This window comes from Vibrio sp. Vb1026 (assembly GCF_033338745.1).
GTDB lineage: Bacteria > Pseudomonadota > Gammaproteobacteria > Enterobacterales > Vibrionaceae > Vibrio > Vibrio alginolyticus.
This window is the reverse complement of record NZ_JAWOTH010000004.1, coordinates 151,012-167,320: the sequence shown is the minus strand read 5'-3', so window position 1 is coordinate 167,320 and position 16,309 is coordinate 151,012. Positions and strand designations below refer to the sequence as shown.

Sequence of the window (16,309 nt, the reverse complement as noted above, 5' to 3'; positions counted from 1 at the left end):
AGGTCGCTTTTTATTTTGAGGTTTTTGTCGCAGGTCTTAGGAAATGTGATGAATATAGAGTATTTGCACTTAAATTAACAAAAATGTAACGTTTGGAAATGCAATTGTCATAACTAGCTTCTAACTTTGTGTTTTTAGGACAAATTACCGACTAAGTGGTTGGTACTGTAAGTTCGAATTAACGTCCCTTATTGGCATACAAGGATGATCGAGTCACCACGTCATTTGGGCATAAAAACAAACACAATAAGAAAGGAAGTCAATATGTCTTTGTCTCGTCGAGACTTTATGAAAGCTGCCTCTTCAACGGCGATTGTTACCGGGCTGGTGGGCTGTGGTAGCGATGCTAGTGAATCTGCTGCGGTTACCTTTGAGCACGGAGTGGCGAGTGGAGATCCTACTCAAACACAAGTAATCATTTGGACTCGAGTTACGACCTCAGCAAGCTACGCAGATGTAAGCTGGCAAGTTTCATCTAACGAAAATTTTACTGATATCGTGCAAAGTGGCACTTTTGCCACAGACACGAGCCGAGATTTCACGGTAAAAGTCGATGTTCAAAATCTCAACGCAAATTCTCGCTACTACTATCGATTCATGGTTGGAGATGTCACTAGCGAAGTCGGGCAAACTCAAACATTACCAGAGGATGGTGTAGAAAAGGCATCCATGGCGGTTGTTTCTTGTGCAAACTATCCTGCTGGCTATTTCCATGTGTATCGAGAGATTTTAAATCAACATGAGCAAGACCCGTTTGATGTGGTGCTTCATCTCGGTGATTACATTTATGAGTATGGTGCTGGTGGCTACGCTAGTGAAGATGCTGAGGCACTAGGGCGAGAGCCAAGCAAAGGCACTGAATGTATTACCTTAGATGATTACCGAAAACGGTATGCGCAATATCGCCAAGATGCTGATCTGCAAGCGTTACATGCGAGCCTACCAATGATTGCTGTCTGGGATGACCATGAGCTTGCAAATGATACTTGGAAAAATGGTGCGGAAAACCATCAAGAAGAGGAAGGCAGTTTTAATGATCGTCGTGCATCTGCGGCTGCCGCGTGGACAGAATGGTTGCCCGTTCGTGAAAACACTTTCTCAAACATGCTGATTTACCGTCAGTTTTCGTTTGGAAGTTTAGTCAATTTGATGATGCTCGACACGCGACTTGTGGGGCGTGATAAACCGTTGGATTATTTCTCGCTCAGCTCACCAACGATGGAAGCTATTGGCGGTTTAGTTGCCCAGTCGCGCAGTCAAGACCGAGAGCTGTTAGGCGCTGACCAACTCGCTTGGCTGATGGATGCGTTCAGTACGCACGACGCAACTTGGAATGTGCTAGGGCAACAAGTGTTAATGTCTCGTATGGAGTTGCCAAGTTCGGTTATGACCGCGATGTTTCAATTGTTTACTGCCACTGAAGAACAAAAAACAGAGGCGTTATTAGCGGTAAACTCTGCGATTACGGGTTATCTCTCTGACCCAAGTTTAGATACCATTGCTTTGCCATATAACCTAGATGCATGGGATGGTTACTACGTTGAGCGAGAGAACGTTTATCAACTGGCCAAAGCCAGCAGTGGTAACTTTGTCTGTTTGGCAGGAGATACGCACAACGCATGGGCAAGTGAGCTTAAAGACGTATCTAAGCATCCTATCGGGGTAGAGTTTGCGACTAGCTCTGTGAGTTCCCCTGGGTTAGAGGCCTACCTCGCGTTAGACCCTGTTGCGATCGCTCAAATGGAATACACGCTGCCGCACTTAGTGTCAGAATTACAGTGGGCAGACATCAAACAGCGTGGCTTTATGCGCGTTACTTTTACGCCCGACAAGGCAGAGTCGACCTGGTATTTCGTATCAACGATTAAAGACAAAACATATCAGGTGACGACCAAGTCAGCCTCTACAACAGATGGCACTACGTTAAATATCGGCTAAACTGAGCCTAATACGAAAAAAGTCCGCAAGCTAGTGCGGACTTTTTATTGGAAAGCATTTAGCAATCTAGCGACAGTGCTAGTCAATCAATCCGTATTCTTTGCTCAGAACTTCGATGATTTCCGCTTTCGGATTCTCACTCAAATGAATCGGCTTGCCTGTAATCTTCTCGGCAATACCAATGTAGGTGCTCGAAATCGCCATCAAAGATTCGACGGGTAAAGCATTATCACGAGCGAGTGCTTCACGCTCTGGCATACGTTCTTTATTTAGCAAGATATCTGGGTCAGGGAAGTGGTTAAGTAGGAACTGGCGGAAACCTTCTTTTGAGTTCTCTACGATGTGACCTGCTTGGTACTCTTTAGCATCCCATATACGAGACGAGTCTGGTGTACCCACTTCATCCATGTAAATCAGCTTTTCATTGCCAGCAGCATCATGAACATAACCAAATTCGAATTTGGTATCGACAAAGATTTGGTCAATTGCTTCTAATGCTTGGCTGATAACGTTAAAGCCTTCTTTCAGCAGTTTTTCGTAGAGTGCGATATCGTCCGCACTTGAGAAGTTAAATGCTTCGTAGTTGTCTACGATATTTTGACGAGTAATATTAACGTCATCCGCTTCTGGCACACCGGGAATGCCTTTTAGAATGCCTTTTGTGGATGGGGTCATTAGCAACTCTGGCAGTGCTTTGTCTTTTTCTAACCCTTCAGGAAGTTGGATTCCACAAAACTCGCGCTCGCCATTTGCGTAAGCGCGCCACATCGAACCCGTGATGTATTTGCGGCAGATGGCTTCGATTTTTACCGGTTTGGCTTTTTGTACAATCCAAACAAAAGGGTGAGGAATGTCTAGAATATGGCTATCTGCTAAGCCATTTTCTTTGAACAGTTTGAACCAGTGATTAGAAATCGCATTAAGCGCAGCCCCTTTACCCGGGACACCATTAAGACCACCTTCAGCATGCCAAATACAATCGAACGCAGAGATTCGGTCGCTAATCACCATGATAGCCAAAGGCGCATCTGGCGCGACATTGTATCCTTTTTCTTTGATCAGTCGGGCGCTGTCTTCATCAGTTAACCAGTAAACTGAACGAACTTTTCCACTATGAACGGGTTTATGGGTGCGAATTGGCAGGTCGTCATTGACGGCAAGTACTTGATTAGCAAGGCTCATTGCGACATTCCTATCATCTTAATCAAACGTCAGAAAGAGAAGATATTCAGCAAAATGTGGGCGCTGAATAAATCGAATGTGGGCATCATACCAGAACTATTTTAACTCGCCAGAGAAAAAGCAAACGTTTGCCTATTTTCTTTAATACAAAAAAAGCCCCCTTAAAAAGGAGGCGAGATGCAGGATGGATAACGTCGAACTTATTAGTGGTACTTATTAACTCTGCCTTCGACGAAAAAGACTTCACACTGATAGCGCTGCGCCATGTCGCGCAACATAGATTGATTCATAAGTGCAATTTTATTGGATGCGACAACAGCACTGGCATTGCCTGATCGGATGGCTTTTATCACGATCTCGACTTCTGAAAGCTGTTGAGAGGGCTTCATTTGAATAACGTTTTTACAGCAAATATTAGAAGCAGTGAGTTGTTCAAAGTCTGGACGAGGGCAGTCTGCTGTAAACAAAATCCATTGTTTCTGCTGCGATAAAACAGCCAGCTTAGATAGAAGCTGATCCGAAACGGCCATGGGCTTAGTTGCTTGTGCCAATACGTTGTAACGAGAGTATGTATGAGATTGACTTTGTAACTGCATCTTACTGTTCCTTTATACATGCTGTATGCCTATACAGTAGTTTGTTTTGGCGACCTGATCAACAAGTTTCTCAAAAGTTATTTGCGGTTTTTTGAAAAGGAAATAAAAGAATTTTACTTTAAGTAATTGAATTTATTTGTTTATTTTTTATTTCTGATATGTCTAACATCAATTTAAAAATGTGAGGTGAGTAGAAAGTTGGACGAGAGACATACAGGGGTTTACTACTGTATATACAGGTGTTTTTCACGGACAGTGGTTTGTATACAGTGGAAGAGGGCTGATAACCGATGCGACATGCTATGTAGGATAGGAGGGAATACGAGATAGAGATTGGAAATAGGCTTGGGAGATCAAAAAAGCGCCTTATAAAAGGCGCCTTTGAAAATCAGTTCCATTGATTCCGTCTTGCTTAGCTCGCTCGTTGCAAACGTTCGCGCATTTGCAATTCGCCTTGGTTAAATAGGCGCACGTCGATTTTTGCCATATCGTAACAAGCTTTACATGAGTAGTGGTGCTTGCCATCTAAATAATCGTGACGAGTTACAAGACTAGGTTTTTTACACCAATCACAGGTGCCTTCTTCAGTGAACATTGATTTTCTCCCCACCTAGATTAATTTGAGTCGTTAGGTGTTATTTTGCGCCGGGCATTATGGCATAAAAGCGCGACTTAAGTTAAATGTCTGTTAATTTCTTTGAGAGGGAGATCGATTGCGGTGTTTGATTATATGGGAATAAAAGCATGGTAGCCAAAGTATCCTGACCTATTTTTACTGTTTTGTAACATTTTGTGAGACGAGCTTAAAGGCATGATTGAGTCGCTTCATTTCTTCTTCACTGCCCCTTGTGTCAGGATGATAAAGCTTTGATAACTGTCTATAGCGTAGCTTGATTGCCTGTAAATCAGGGATGGTTTGTGGTGTGTAGCCAAACATAGCACACGCGACGCTTAGCTTATGGTTTTCTGCCTGAGTTTTGGATTTCTTAAATTCTCTGAATACTTTCTCTAACTGACGCTTCAGTTGCTTGTTCGTAAACTCTAGCTCTTTTATTTTTTCCGCCATTCGTTGATTTTGGCTTTCCCCTTTGGCTTCACGCGCTTTTCTATTCTGCTTGAGTTTTTTGATCACGAGGAAACTTAAGCCGCTGATGATGAGTATCGCCGCTAGCCAAATCAGCCATAGAAACGGCGAGTGTTCTACTTTGGGGTTTGCAACTGTGCTTTTCTCTTCCTGTGCTTGCTCCGCCTTTTTATCGAGCGACTTTATTTGCGAGACTTGTTTAGCTCGCAGTTGGTTGAAGCGCTGCTCTAACAGTTGATTATAAGCCTGTTCTGCTGCTGGATTATGCTGAGAAGCCATTTGATACAAGGCTTCAGTCAATTGAGATGCTGTGACCTTATCTTGATTGCGCTGAATAAAGTTAGCGAGAAGAAAGCCCCGATCGGTTGGGTCATTGAGTGCGATAGAGGTTAGCCAATATAACGCTTGTGTTTCATTTTTTTCGCCATTTATCCCTTTAGCAAAGTCGTTCGCGAGCTGTTTTTGCGCAGGGAGGTAACCTTGGTTGGCGGATTGCTCTAGCCAGTAACGCGTTTCTGGTGAGGCTTCAGCTTTGTGTGATGCCAATAATTGCTGTGCATACTCATATTGTTCGATGGGGTCAATTGGAGCTTGAGAGGCAAGCGAGTAACCAGAAAAGCTGAGGCTAAATAAGCAGAGTAGGGCAGACGTTTTGACAGACATTAATATGTCAGGCCTAACGATAATGGTTAGGCCTGCTCCGGTAATTTTTTATTATTACCGTTATGGTGCAACCAAATTACTTCAGTGGCAAGATCTGGATTTCAACACGACGGTTGCACGCACGACCTTCAGAAGTTTGGTTTGAGCAAATTGGGTTACGTTCGCCGTAGCCGCGTGCAATTGCACGACCAGGTGCAACGTTTTGAGATACTAGGAATTGACGTACGGACTCTGCACGGCGCTCTGACAACGTTTGGTTGTATGACTCACTACCTGTGCTATCCGTGTAACCGTCAATAACGAGACTGGTATCTGGGTACTCAACTAGGATGCGAGCAACACCGCGTAGAGTATTATGGATACTAGCATCAAGCTGGTAAGAGCTTGAAGAGAAGCCGATACCGTTTTCCATACGCAGTAAAAGCTGATTTTCACCAACACGCTGAACTTGTACGCCAGAGTTTAGCAAAGCGCGACGTAACTCCGCTTCTTGTTGGTCAAAGTAGTAACCAACGCCAGCGCCAGTCGCTCCGCCTGCGGCTGCACCAATGAGTGCATGCTGACGACGTTCTTTAGCATCATCACCCGTTGCTAGGCCGATTGCTGCGCCAGCGATCGCACCAATAAGCGCGCCTTGCGTGGTGGAGTTAGTTTCGTATTCACCCGTTGTTGCATTTTGGCGTTGAGTGGCTTGACAGCCAGTAAGAGCTAGCACTAGAGCTAGTGCAATAGGCATCTTTTTCAAGGGAAAATCTCCGTATAAAACTGAGGCGAAACCATGCCTCATAATGGGATGCGAATTATGAATAAACAAGCATTAATATTTGTTATGAGAAAGTAAGATTGATAAGAGTTTCTGTAAGAAAATTCCTACCAATACTGCCAAAGCTCTCAAAGTAAGCCCCATCGACATCGAAGTCATTGCTGCTTATGTGAATCCTTTACTATTCTGGCTATTTCGATGAATCGCCCAACATTTTGCGTGCTTGTTCGCCGCCCACTCCACGGTTAACTGAAACCTTTCTACCTTTCTTTAAGCCCACTTCGTAGTCTTCAGTTAGGTTTTTCATTGCTTCTTTCAATTGCTTCTTGAACGTTTCGCGGTCAATGTTTTGGAATTCTTTATCAATATAGTCATTAATTTTATTGGCCGACTCTTCATCTGGAGAAATAATTGGCAATTTTTCAATCGCGCCTTCCACCCAGCCAGATACAAATGAGTTCACACGGCGAGTCACTTCCTGAGAAGAGGTGCCGGTGCCAGCAAAGCTGTTTCGGAATTGTCCGGTACTTTCGTTCATCTCGCGATAAACAATATCGAAAGCAAATGCAGCAAAAATAGCGCGATCTGCTTCACCGATAAATTCGACACGTTTGAGCCCTTTGTGATTCAACAATACTGCTTCGACACCGAATTTTGTGTTAATGCCGCGAATCACTCGCAATATGGTAGAACTGATGTTCGCTGGTAGCAGATGAGAAGATTGTGTTTTTCCCATTCTGATGAACTCAATATCGTCTTTATCGAGACCATATTTAAGCATGAGGCGATGTGCCATTTTGATAGCATTGGCAGCCTCATTAACATTAGCGGAATTGCCCAGTTCTAAGCACTTGGCGATTTTTTTCAGAGCTTTTTGTTTATCCATCGACAACCAGTAACGAAAGCAGAAAATTTATGAAGTCAGACATATTACCTTTTTTGACATAAAAACGAAATACAAGGTGGGACTGAAGATAATTTCAGCACATAAAAAGAAGCCTCGCATTAAGCGAGGCTGGCGTTTTAGTTCGTCGTAATCAGTATGAAGTCGTACTTGTGTCTAAGAAGCCATTCTTCATTAAGATTCGTTAGAATTACAACCCGAGCTGGTTGAGCAAGTCATCGGCATCATCGTTTGATCCCGACGATTTAGATTCTTTCTCAGCCAACTGTTTACGTGTTGCCTCTAAAATGTCGTCTGGGTTTTCGTCTTCAGCAACTTCAAACTCTTCCAGTTGGATGAACTCAGTTTTATCCATTGCTAGTTCGAGATAGAAAATATTGTTGTTTTCGGTGGAAAACGTCACTCTGCGCGCTTGAGGGCGGTCAAGGTTGGTATCAACTTGTAAGATAACTTGCTTATTCAGCGCCAGCATTTTTGGTTGGTTTTGTGTGATGTTCGTTTGCAGGTCTTTACGAATTTTATTAGTGAAGTCTCCGACCAGTTGATTCATGAGTTCACCCAGAACATCGCCTACCTCGTCAGAAGTATGAGATATTGCCAGTTCTTCTTCTGGCATGCCCATATTACGCATGTAGTTGGTGTAGATCTCCAGTGCGGCTTTTGCCGTAAAATTAATCACAACTAGCCCGGTAAATCCGCCATCAAACAGAACAAAACAGCCAAAATCTGGTTTGAGGCTAGTCTTGTGGATTTTTTGCACCATTGCTGAATAATTTACTTGAGAAGATGTCGCCGAAGTAAGTACGCCAGAAACAGACTGGCAAAGTTTGAGAAGGATATCTTCAGTGGTCACAATTTTATTTTTTTTCATTCTGAAAACTCATCTAGAAACGCGATTCGTTCCCCAATGTAGGCATCAAGCGTGAAAAAATAAAGCATAAGTTTAATTATTGTATCGAGATTCTGATTTGCTCGTCTTTTTAAATGTTGTAAAGTGACGAAATTCAAAGAATATTACTTCACTAACTCTTTTGTGGTGTTTTTTCGCTTAGCGCCAATTTGTATGAGAAGTGAGCAAATAATTACACAACCCGCAGCTGATCGGATCAGCGTCGTAGGGGCAGGAAGCAAATGTTACCAAGATTACACTCGCAAACTGATGTCGATCCTCTTGTTCTTAGTTTTCTGAAAGAGCTTGAGCACGCCGGATTCACTGGTGATATCGAAAGCCAATATTCAAGCCGACTAGCGGTTGCCACTGACAACAGTGTTTACCAGCAACTTCCTCAGTCTGTCGTTCATCCCAAAACGACAGAAGATGTTTCTCTCCTCGGGAAACTGAGCAATAAAGAAAAGTACGAACGAATTACCTTTTCACCTCGTGGTGGCGGCACAGGGACCAATGGTCAGTCGCTAACCAAAGGTATTGTGGTGGATATGTCTCGCCACATGAACAAAGTGCTTGAGATTAATGAGAAAGAAGGCTGGGTTCGTGTACAAACTGGTGTAGTGAAAGACCAGTTAAATGACGCTGTTCGCCCTTATGGCTACTTCTTCTCTCCAGACTTATCTACCAGTAACCGTGCAACGATTGGCGGCATGGTCAACACCGATGCTTCTGGTCAAGGTTCTCTGAAATACGGAAAAACATCCGATCATGTTTTGTCGCTACAAGCGGTGTTTGCTGATGGTTCAATTTTAGAGTCGGACTTGTCCCATGGTTACCCAAAAGAAGGCGAGTTTGCTGCCAAGGCGCTACGTGTAACGGAATCCGTATGTCGTGAAAAACGCCAGCAGATCGTAGATAAGTTTCCTCCTCTTAACCGATTTTTAACGGGCTACGATTTAAAAAATGCCTTGAATGAAGACGGTGACCGTTTCGATATCACACGAGTACTTTGCGGCGCGGAAGGTTCATTGGCATTTATTACCGAAGCAAAGCTGAACCTGACGCCAATTCCGAAAGCGCGTACGTTGGTTAACGTTAAATACAACAGCTTTGATTCTGCACTGCGTAATGCACCGTTTATGGTAGAGGCGAAAGCGCTGTCTGTAGAAACCGTTGACTCAAAAGTGCTTAATCTCGCGAAGCAAGATATCGTTTGGCACACCGTGAGCGATTTACTTACCGATGTTCCAAATAAAGAGATGCTTGGCATCAATATGGTGGAATACGCAGGTCAGGACGAAGAGGAAGTTGCTGCTCAGGTTGCAGCGTTGACCGCCAAGCTCGATACCATGTTGGAAACAGAAGAAGCGGGCATTATCGGCTACCAAGTTTGTAACGATGTAGCGAGCATTGGGCGTATTTACAACATGCGTAAAAAAGCGGTGGGTTTGTTAGGCGCAGCAAAAGGTCGTGCTAAACCGGTCGCATTCGCTGAAGATACCTGTGTGCCACCAGAAAACCTGGCGGACTTCATTGTAGAGTTTCGAGAACTGTTAGACAGCAAGTCTCTGAATTACGGCATGTTTGGTCACGTCGATGCTGGGGTGCTTCACGTACGTCCTGCGTTGGATTTGTGTGACCCGCACCAAGAAGCATTGATGCACGAAGTTTCTGATGAAGTGGTCAAGCTGGTGGCGAAATACGGCGGTTTGATGTGGGGTGAACACGGCAAAGGTTTCCGTTCAGAATATGGCCCTGAGTTTTTCGGCGACGAGTTGTTTACTGAACTGAGACGTGTGAAAGCGGCATTCGATCCACACAACAAAATGAACCCGGGCAAAATCTGTACACCGCTGGATAGTGATGCAGAGCTTGTCAAAGTTACCGATACCAAACGTGGTTACTATGACCGTCAGATTGACGTTCAAGTACGTGACAGCTTTAAACAAGCGATGGAATGTAACGGTAACGGTTTGTGTTTTAACTACGATACCAGCTCGCCAATGTGTCCATCGATGAAAGTAACAGCCGATCGTCGTCATTCACCGAAAGGTCGTGCGGGTTTGGTTCGCGAGTGGTTGCGTCAGCTTACTGAGCAAGGCATTGATATTCTTGACTTAGAAAAGCAAACACTAGAAAACAAAACATCAATCAAAACCATGATTGACCGCGTACGTCATTCTATCAATCGTCGTCACGAGTATGACTTCTCTCACGAAGTGTATGAAGCGATGAATGGTTGTTTGGCGTGTAAAGCGTGTGCGAGTCAGTGTCCGATTAAAGTCGATGTTCCGAGCTTTCGCTCGCGCTTTTTAAACATCTATCACTCTCGTTACCAACGTCCTGCAAAAGACTATCTGGTTGCGAACATTGAGACTATGCTGCCGATGATGGCGAAAGCGCCAGGTGTCGTAAATGGTGTTTTGAAGCAGTCGTGGGTGAAAAGTTTAACGGCATCTACGGTCGGGTATGTCGATGCGCCGTTGTTATCAGTACCCACCTTGAAACAACGAGTAGAGTCGCTGACAACGCCTTATGATCTGCAAGCGCTCAGTGGTTTGTCTTCGTCTGAAAAGAGCAAACATGTTTTAATTGTTCAAGACCCATTCACTAGTTACTACGACGCTGATGTCGTTGAAGACTTCGTTAAGTTATTGAAAAAGCTGGGTATGAATCCGGTGCTTCTGCCGTTTAAGCCGAATGGTAAAGCACAACACATTAAAGGGTTTTTACGTCAGTTTAAGGACACAGCAGCCGACACAGCGAAGTTCTTGGCGATGGTAGCGGATCTGGATATTCCATTAGTTGGCGTCGATCCTGCTTTGGTGCTGTGTTATCGAGATGAATACGCTGAAGTGCTTGGCAGTAAGCGAGGTAATTTCGATGTACTAACAGCCCACGAATGGCTTTACCCAAGACTAGAAGCGTTTGAAAGCGGAGAGCATAAGGCGCAGGAACCTTGGTATCTGTTTGCGCACTGTACTGAAAAAACCAAAATGCCAAATGCGGAAAAAGAGTGGGGCGCTATTTTTGCTCACTTTGGTGCAGTTTTGAATACGGTACCTGTTGGTTGTTGTGGTATGGCGGGTACGTTTGGTCATGAGGTTGATAAGTTGTCGATGTCGAAAGACATTTACAATTTAAGCTGGAAGCCAAGCTTAGATAAGTTGGATAGCGAGAGATGTTTGATTACAGGCTATTCTTGCCGCAGCCAAGTGAAACGCTTTGAAGGAACGAAGCCCAAGCATCCCGTTCAGGCGCTGTTAACTTTGTTGTAATCGGACTAAATCAAGCCCAGTTTTACTGGGCTTTTTAGAAACCGTATTTAGACCCTTTCAAAGGATATGAATCTTGAGAAAACTTGAACTCAAAGTCCCACCTGTTGTGGTGTTTTTGCTAGTCATACTTTTGATGTACGGACTTAAAGTTTTGACGCCGAGCATGAACATTCGAGTACCCTTTGTTGAATTTGTAGTAGGTGTATTAACTTTGTTGTCTGGCTACATGGGCATTGCTGGCGTGTATGAATTTCGCAAAGTAAAAACCACAGTGAACCCAGTAAAACCTGAAGCGGCATCTTCTGTTGTAAGAACTGGTGTGTTTGCCTTTTCACGCAACCCTATGTACACGGCATTATTGCTTCTAATCATAGCAACTGGTTTGTGGTGGCAGCACTTGAGTGTGGTGCTTTGTGGCGTGATATTTGTCAGTTATATGAATCGGTTTCAAATCAAGCCTGAGGAACGCGTTTTAGAGCGATTGTTTGGTGAAGAGTATGTGGATTATAAAAACCATGTTCGTCGTTGGCTCTAAACATTGCGTTTAGTTTTGTTTGGATGAGACATAAAAAGAAAGCCCAACGGTCGACGTTGGGCTTTCTTTTAGTAAACACGTTTTTTGTGCGCTTCTGATAGGGCAGTCGACTAGGCTGCCTTAACGAACTTTGCTAGGAATGCATCCTTACGTTCATTAAAGCGGCGTACAAGGTCGTCAACCGCTTCTTGGTCATATGGCTTCAAGCCACTTGCAACCATGCGCTTAATACCTTTACCAACGACTTCACCGTCTTCTTTGAACGCAAAGTTTAAGGTGACTACACCTCGTTTTCCTTCTACGTCGAATGTTGCGCCAGTGAAATCCACCTCTGGATGCGTAAGGTCTAAGCGTGAAAATTCGACTTCCATGCTTTCATAAATAACTAATGGACGCTGGCAGTTGATCATCATTTGCTTCTCTTCCATAAGAGGAACCATGATGTGAGGGAAGTTCATACCAGAAAATTGCACGTAATTTGTCACTACATGCTCAATAAATGCCGGATCGTGGTTAGTTTCACCTTCACGGGACATGTGTAAGTATTCTTTACCTGCCTCGTCAACAACAGCGCTTTCTTTGTCACACTTATTTTCAATATGAAGTGCTACACCATCGTTTACCATGCCAGAGAAGTTAAAACGCATCTTTTGGCTAACGCCTTCTTTACTAAGAAGCACAGCGAAAAGTAAATCCCCAGGGACACAAAAGCGTTTGTTGTCTTCATCATGAATTGGGTTGTAGTCACCTGCGACACGTTTTGCAAAGTGGCTTGCTTGTTCGCGAGTGAACTGAAACTGGTGATTAGTGTTTGAAAAATAAGGTGTTAGAAACATAATTTTTACGTAGTAACCAAAACTGTGTGGGATTATATGCGAATATCTGCGTAGCAATGGTCCATCCAGTGAAAACTTCACCGTATCCTAACAATAAGACACTATTTCGGCGGATAAACCGTTAAAAACGCATACTTTAGCAACGCTTTTATTTGTGAAAACAATAAACAACGACCTTTTCGCTCGCCTATCTTTTAAAGTATAGCCATCAAAGTAGACTGGCGTTCATAAATAGTGCCATCAACATGTTTAATCGTATGTAAAAAGGCTCCACGCTGAACGTAGAGCCTTCAAGTCATTATCTGTTTATTCGATGAAATGCCAGTTATGCTTGGTTATTGAACACTTGGTAACAAGCTCTCTGGCATGAGCGTGTTGTGGATAGCCAGCTTAAGCAGAGTATTTGCCTGTTCAATGTCTGGAGCAAAGTAGCGATCTTTATCGTAGAACGATACTTTTTCACGCAACATTTGTTTCGCAATCTCAATACGCTCAGAGGACTTGTTTGGCGCTCTAAAGTCTAGGCCTTGTGCTGCTGAGAGGTATTCGACAGCCAGAATACCGCGAGTGTTTTCGCCCATTTCTTTCAATCTGCGAGCCGCGAATGTTGCCATTGACACGTGATCTTCTTGGTTTGCAGATGTTGGCAAGCTGTCTACTGACGCTGGGTGAGCGAGCGTTTTGTTTTCACTTGCTAACGCAGCAGAGGTCACCTGAGCGATCATGAAACCAGAGTTCACACCACCATTGTCGACTAAGAACGGTGGCAGTTTTGATAGCGCGCTATCGATAAGTAATGCCATACGACGTTCAGACAAGCTGCCGATCTCGGCAATCGCAAGTGCTAGGTTGTCGGCTGCCATTGCAACAGGCTCCGCGTGGAAGTTACCGCCAGAGATGATGTCACCATCTTCAGCAAACACCAACGGATTATCTGATACGGAGTTCGCTTCTACTTGTAATACTTCCGCCGCATTGCGGATTTGCTGTAAACACGCACCCATCACTTGAGGCTGACAACGCAAAGAATACGGGTCTTGTACTTTTTCACAGTTAGTGTGCGAATCACCTATTTCACTCGATGTGTCTAACAAATGACGGTATGCGAGTGCTGCGTCCATTTGGCTGCGATGACCACGTACACGGTGAATGCGCGGATCGAATGGACGTCGGCTGCCTAGAGCGGCTTCAACAGACATTGCACCACAAACGGTTGCTGACGCGAAAAGGTCTTCCGCGATAAACAGGCCTTCCAATGCGAACGCTGTGGATGCCTGAGTCCCATTTAGTAGCGCTAAGCCTTCTTTTGGCGCCAGAGTGATAGGCTCTAGACCTGCGATTTTTAATGCTTCTTGCCCGGAAATGATATTACCGTTGTGGCGAGCTTGTCCTTCTCCCAGTAATACTGTGCTCATATGGGCTAGAGGAGCTAAGTCACCTGATGCGCCAACAGAGCCCTTTTTAGGTACGCAAGGGTAAACTTGTGCGTTGACTAGGTCGGTCAGCATATTAATGACTTTTAGGCGAATCCCAGAAAAGCCACGAGACAGACTATTGATTTTTAATACCATCATCAGACGAACCGTTTCATCTGACATAAACTCACCGATACCTGCCGCATGAGAAAGAACGATACTGCGTTGCAGTGTTTCTAAATCTTCTGGTGCTATTCGTGTGTTAGCCAATAGCCCAAAACCAGTGTTAATTCCGTAAACCGTTCTATCTTCCGCGATGACTCGGTCTACGACTTGCGTGCTTTCTTCAATGGCCGGAATGGCTTCAGGATCCAAAGTAAGGTTGACTGGTGAACGGCTCACTTGGCGTAGTTCGTTTAAGCTAATATGACCTGGCTTTAGCGTTAAATTTAACATCTCTTTCATCCTTACTTGAGCTTCTTCAGTTCTTCGTTGAGCATTGGCAAATCTAGCCCTTGCTCTGCTGCACATTGTTTAGCGATATCGTATCCCGCATCAGCATGACGCATCACGCCTGTTGCTGGATCGTTATGCAGCACGCGGGCAATACGTTGTGAGGCATCTTCACTGCCATCACAGCAGATAACCATACCTGAGTGTTGCGAGAAGCCCATACCTACGCCACCGCCGTGGTGCAGTGAAACCCAAGTTGCGCCGCCCGCCGTGTTGAGTAGCGCGTTTAATAATGGCCAGTCTGATACGGTGTCAGAACCGTCCATCATACCTTCGGTTTCACGGTTCGGGCTTGCTACAGAGCCAGAGTCTAAGTGATCTCGACCAATGACAACGGGCGCTTTAAGTTCGCCATTTTTCACCATTTCGTTGAATGCTTGACCAAGACGCTCACGATCTTTAAGACCAACCCAGCAAATACGCGCAGGTAAACCTTGGAACTGGATGCGTTCGCGAGCCATATCTAGCCAGTTATGTAAGTGCGGATTATCTGGAATTAGCTCTTTTACTTTTTGGTCGGTTTTATAAATGTCCTCAGGATCGCCAGAGAGAGCAGCCCAACGGAAAGGACCGATACCTTCACAGAATAGAGGACGAATGTAGGCTGGAACGAAGCCAGGGAAATCGAATGCGTTTTCTACGCCTTCTTCCAAGGCCATCTGGCGGATGTTGTTACCGTAGTCGAGTGTTGCGGCGCCGCGATTTTGCAGCTCTAACATCGCTTGAACTTGCACAGCCATGGATTTTTTCGCTGCTTTTACGACCATTGCTTCATCTTGCAAACGCATTTCTGCTGCGTGAGACATGCTCCAGCCTTGTGGTAAATAGCCATTGAGCGGGTCGTGTGCAGACGTTTGGTCTGTTACGACATCAGGCGTGATATTACGTTCTACCAGCTCAGAGAAAACGTCTGCTGCATTACCTAGTAGACCAACCGATACTGGTGTGTCTGACTCTTTAATGATAGCTAGCGCTTCATCTAAAGAAGTCGCTTTCTTATCGACATAGCCTGTACGTAGGCGGTAATCGATACGTGATTCATCACACTCTACTGCAATCATGGAGAAGCCCGCCATTGTACCAGCGAGAGGTTGAGCACCACCCATGCCACCAAGACCACCCGTTAGAATCCAACGGCCATTTGCGTCACCGTCAAAGTGTTTTTTTGCAACAGATACGAACGTTTCGTATGTGCCTTGTACGATACCTTGCGAGCCAATGTATATCCAGCTGCCAGCGGTCATTTGGCCGTACATCATCAAGCCTTGTTTATCTAGCTCGTTGAAGTGTTCCCAGTTTGCCCAATGCGGAACAAGGTTTGAGTTTGCGATAAGCACGCGTGGGGCATTTTTATGAGTAGGGAAAACACCAACAGGCTTGCCTGATTGAACTAAAAGCGTTTGGTCATCTTCGAGCCTTTCAAGTACTTCAACAATCTTGTCGTAACATTCCCAGTTTCGCGCTGCTCGGCCAATGCCGCCATATACAACCAGTGAATGTGGATGTTCTGCAACATCAGGATCAAGGTTGTTCATCAGCATACGAAGAGGGGCTTCGGTTAGCCAAGATTTTGCGCGCAGTTTATCTCCGTGAGGTGCACGAATTGTTCTGCTTGTATCAAGTCGTGGATCTTGTCCCTGGCGCTGTGTCATTTCAGACTCCTTTAGTTTCTCGTGATGACCAAGTACTTGCTTGGTCGTAATAATCAGTGGC

General features: G+C 44.7%; 13 protein-coding genes. 3 read left to right on the top strand and 10 right to left on the bottom strand.

Annotated elements, in window-relative coordinates:
• The first annotated feature begins 264 nt into the window (after nt 1–264).
• On the top strand, nt 265–1,938 hold the full coding sequence (locus R7E47_RS09130) for an alkaline phosphatase D family protein (RefSeq protein WP_064376419.1): 1,674 nt from the start codon (nt 265–267) through the stop codon (nt 1,936–1,938).
• Between the two features lie 78 nt (nt 1,939–2,016).
• On the opposite strand, the gene R7E47_RS09125 is transcribed toward R7E47_RS09130, so the two are convergent.
• From R7E47_RS09125 to R7E47_RS09095, 7 genes are all read right to left on the bottom strand, one after another.
• Nucleotides 2,017–3,120 (bottom strand): phosphoribosylaminoimidazolesuccinocarboxamide synthase, encoded by a 1,104-nt coding sequence (locus tag R7E47_RS09125; protein WP_064376418.1) that lies wholly within the window; start codon nt 3,118–3,120, stop codon nt 2,017–2,019.
• Nucleotides 3,121–3,323: 203 nt separating this feature from the next.
• Entirely contained in the window at nt 3,324–3,716 is a 393-nt protein-coding gene (locus R7E47_RS09120) for a SulA-like leucine-rich domain-containing protein (RefSeq protein ID WP_005377962.1), read from the bottom strand.
• Between the two features lie 412 nt (nt 3,717–4,128).
• Nucleotides 4,129–4,311, bottom strand: coding sequence for a hypothetical protein (locus R7E47_RS09115; RefSeq protein WP_005377960.1), 183 nt, complete (start codon nt 4,309–4,311; stop codon nt 4,129–4,131).
• 177 nt (nt 4,312–4,488) lie between these two features.
• Nucleotides 4,489–5,463, bottom strand: a complete 975-nt coding sequence (locus R7E47_RS09110; protein ID WP_054574051.1) for a J domain-containing protein — start codon at nt 5,461–5,463, stop codon at nt 4,489–4,491.
• A 76-nt stretch (nt 5,464–5,539) separates the two neighbouring features.
• Nucleotides 5,540–6,199, bottom strand: a complete 660-nt coding sequence (locus tag R7E47_RS09105; RefSeq protein WP_005377956.1) for an OmpA family protein — start codon at nt 6,197–6,199, stop codon at nt 5,540–5,542.
• A 217-nt stretch (nt 6,200–6,416) separates the two neighbouring features.
• Entirely contained in the window at nt 6,417–7,112 is a 696-nt protein-coding gene (locus R7E47_RS09100) for a DUF2786 domain-containing protein (protein WP_005377954.1), read from the bottom strand.
• 208 nt (nt 7,113–7,320) lie between these two features.
• Entirely contained in the window at nt 7,321–8,001 is a 681-nt protein-coding gene (locus tag R7E47_RS09095; protein WP_005388843.1) for a DUF3334 family protein, read from the bottom strand.
• A 260-nt stretch (nt 8,002–8,261) separates the two neighbouring features.
• Between R7E47_RS09095 and R7E47_RS09090 the strand changes: the two genes are divergently transcribed.
• Entirely contained in the window at nt 8,262–11,297 is a 3,036-nt protein-coding gene (locus R7E47_RS09090) for an FAD-binding and (Fe-S)-binding domain-containing protein (RefSeq protein ID WP_064368092.1), read from the top strand.
• 73 nt (nt 11,298–11,370) lie between these two features.
• Complete coding sequence (locus R7E47_RS09085) at nt 11,371–11,832, top strand: methyltransferase family protein (RefSeq protein WP_005377951.1); 462 nt, start codon at nt 11,371–11,373, stop codon at nt 11,830–11,832.
• Nucleotides 11,833–11,942: 110 nt separating this feature from the next.
• Here R7E47_RS09085 and R7E47_RS09080 read toward each other — a convergent pair whose 3' ends face one another.
• From R7E47_RS09080 to hutU, 3 genes are all read right to left on the bottom strand, one after another.
• Entirely contained in the window at nt 11,943–12,668 is a 726-nt protein-coding gene (locus R7E47_RS09080; RefSeq protein WP_017821813.1) for a DUF3581 domain-containing protein, read from the bottom strand.
• Nucleotides 12,669–13,003: 335 nt separating this feature from the next.
• A complete protein-coding gene (hutH, locus tag R7E47_RS09075) occupies nt 13,004–14,539 on the bottom strand; it encodes a histidine ammonia-lyase (RefSeq protein ID WP_017634855.1) in 1,536 nt (511 codons plus the stop codon).
• An 11-nt stretch (nt 14,540–14,550) separates the two neighbouring features.
• On the bottom strand, nt 14,551–16,248 hold the full coding sequence (hutU, locus tag R7E47_RS09070) for a urocanate hydratase (RefSeq protein WP_318084143.1): 1,698 nt from the start codon (nt 16,246–16,248) through the stop codon (nt 14,551–14,553).
• Nucleotides 16,249–16,309 lie beyond the last annotated feature (61 nt).

Coding starts and splice junctions, on each gene's coding strand:
- R7E47_RS09095 (WP_005388843.1), bottom strand. CDS start 8,001: ATGAAAAAAAATAAAATTGTGACCACTGAAGATATCCTTCTCAAACTT.
- hutH (WP_017634855.1), bottom strand. CDS start 14,539: ATGTTAAATTTAACGCTAAAGCCAGGTCATATTAGCTTAAACGAACTA.
- R7E47_RS09090 (WP_064368092.1), top strand. CDS start 8,262: ATGTTACCAAGATTACACTCGCAAACTGATGTCGATCCTCTTGTTCTT.
- R7E47_RS09115 (WP_005377960.1), bottom strand. CDS start 4,311: ATGTTCACTGAAGAAGGCACCTGTGATTGGTGTAAAAAACCTAGTCTT.
- R7E47_RS09100 (WP_005377954.1), bottom strand. CDS start 7,112: ATGGATAAACAAAAAGCTCTGAAAAAAATCGCCAAGTGCTTAGAACTG.
- R7E47_RS09130 (WP_064376419.1), top strand. CDS start 265: ATGTCTTTGTCTCGTCGAGACTTTATGAAAGCTGCCTCTTCAACGGCG.
- R7E47_RS09120 (WP_005377962.1), bottom strand. CDS start 3,716: ATGCAGTTACAAAGTCAATCTCATACATACTCTCGTTACAACGTATTG.
- R7E47_RS09110 (WP_054574051.1), bottom strand. CDS start 5,463: ATGTCTGTCAAAACGTCTGCCCTACTCTGCTTATTTAGCCTCAGCTTT.
- R7E47_RS09080 (WP_017821813.1), bottom strand. CDS start 12,668: ATGTTTCTAACACCTTATTTTTCAAACACTAATCACCAGTTTCAGTTC.
- R7E47_RS09125 (WP_064376418.1), bottom strand. CDS start 3,120: ATGAGCCTTGCTAATCAAGTACTTGCCGTCAATGACGACCTGCCAATT.
- hutU (WP_318084143.1), bottom strand. CDS start 16,248: ATGACACAGCGCCAGGGACAAGATCCACGACTTGATACAAGCAGAACA.
- R7E47_RS09105 (WP_005377956.1), bottom strand. CDS start 6,199: ATGCCTATTGCACTAGCTCTAGTGCTAGCTCTTACTGGCTGTCAAGCC.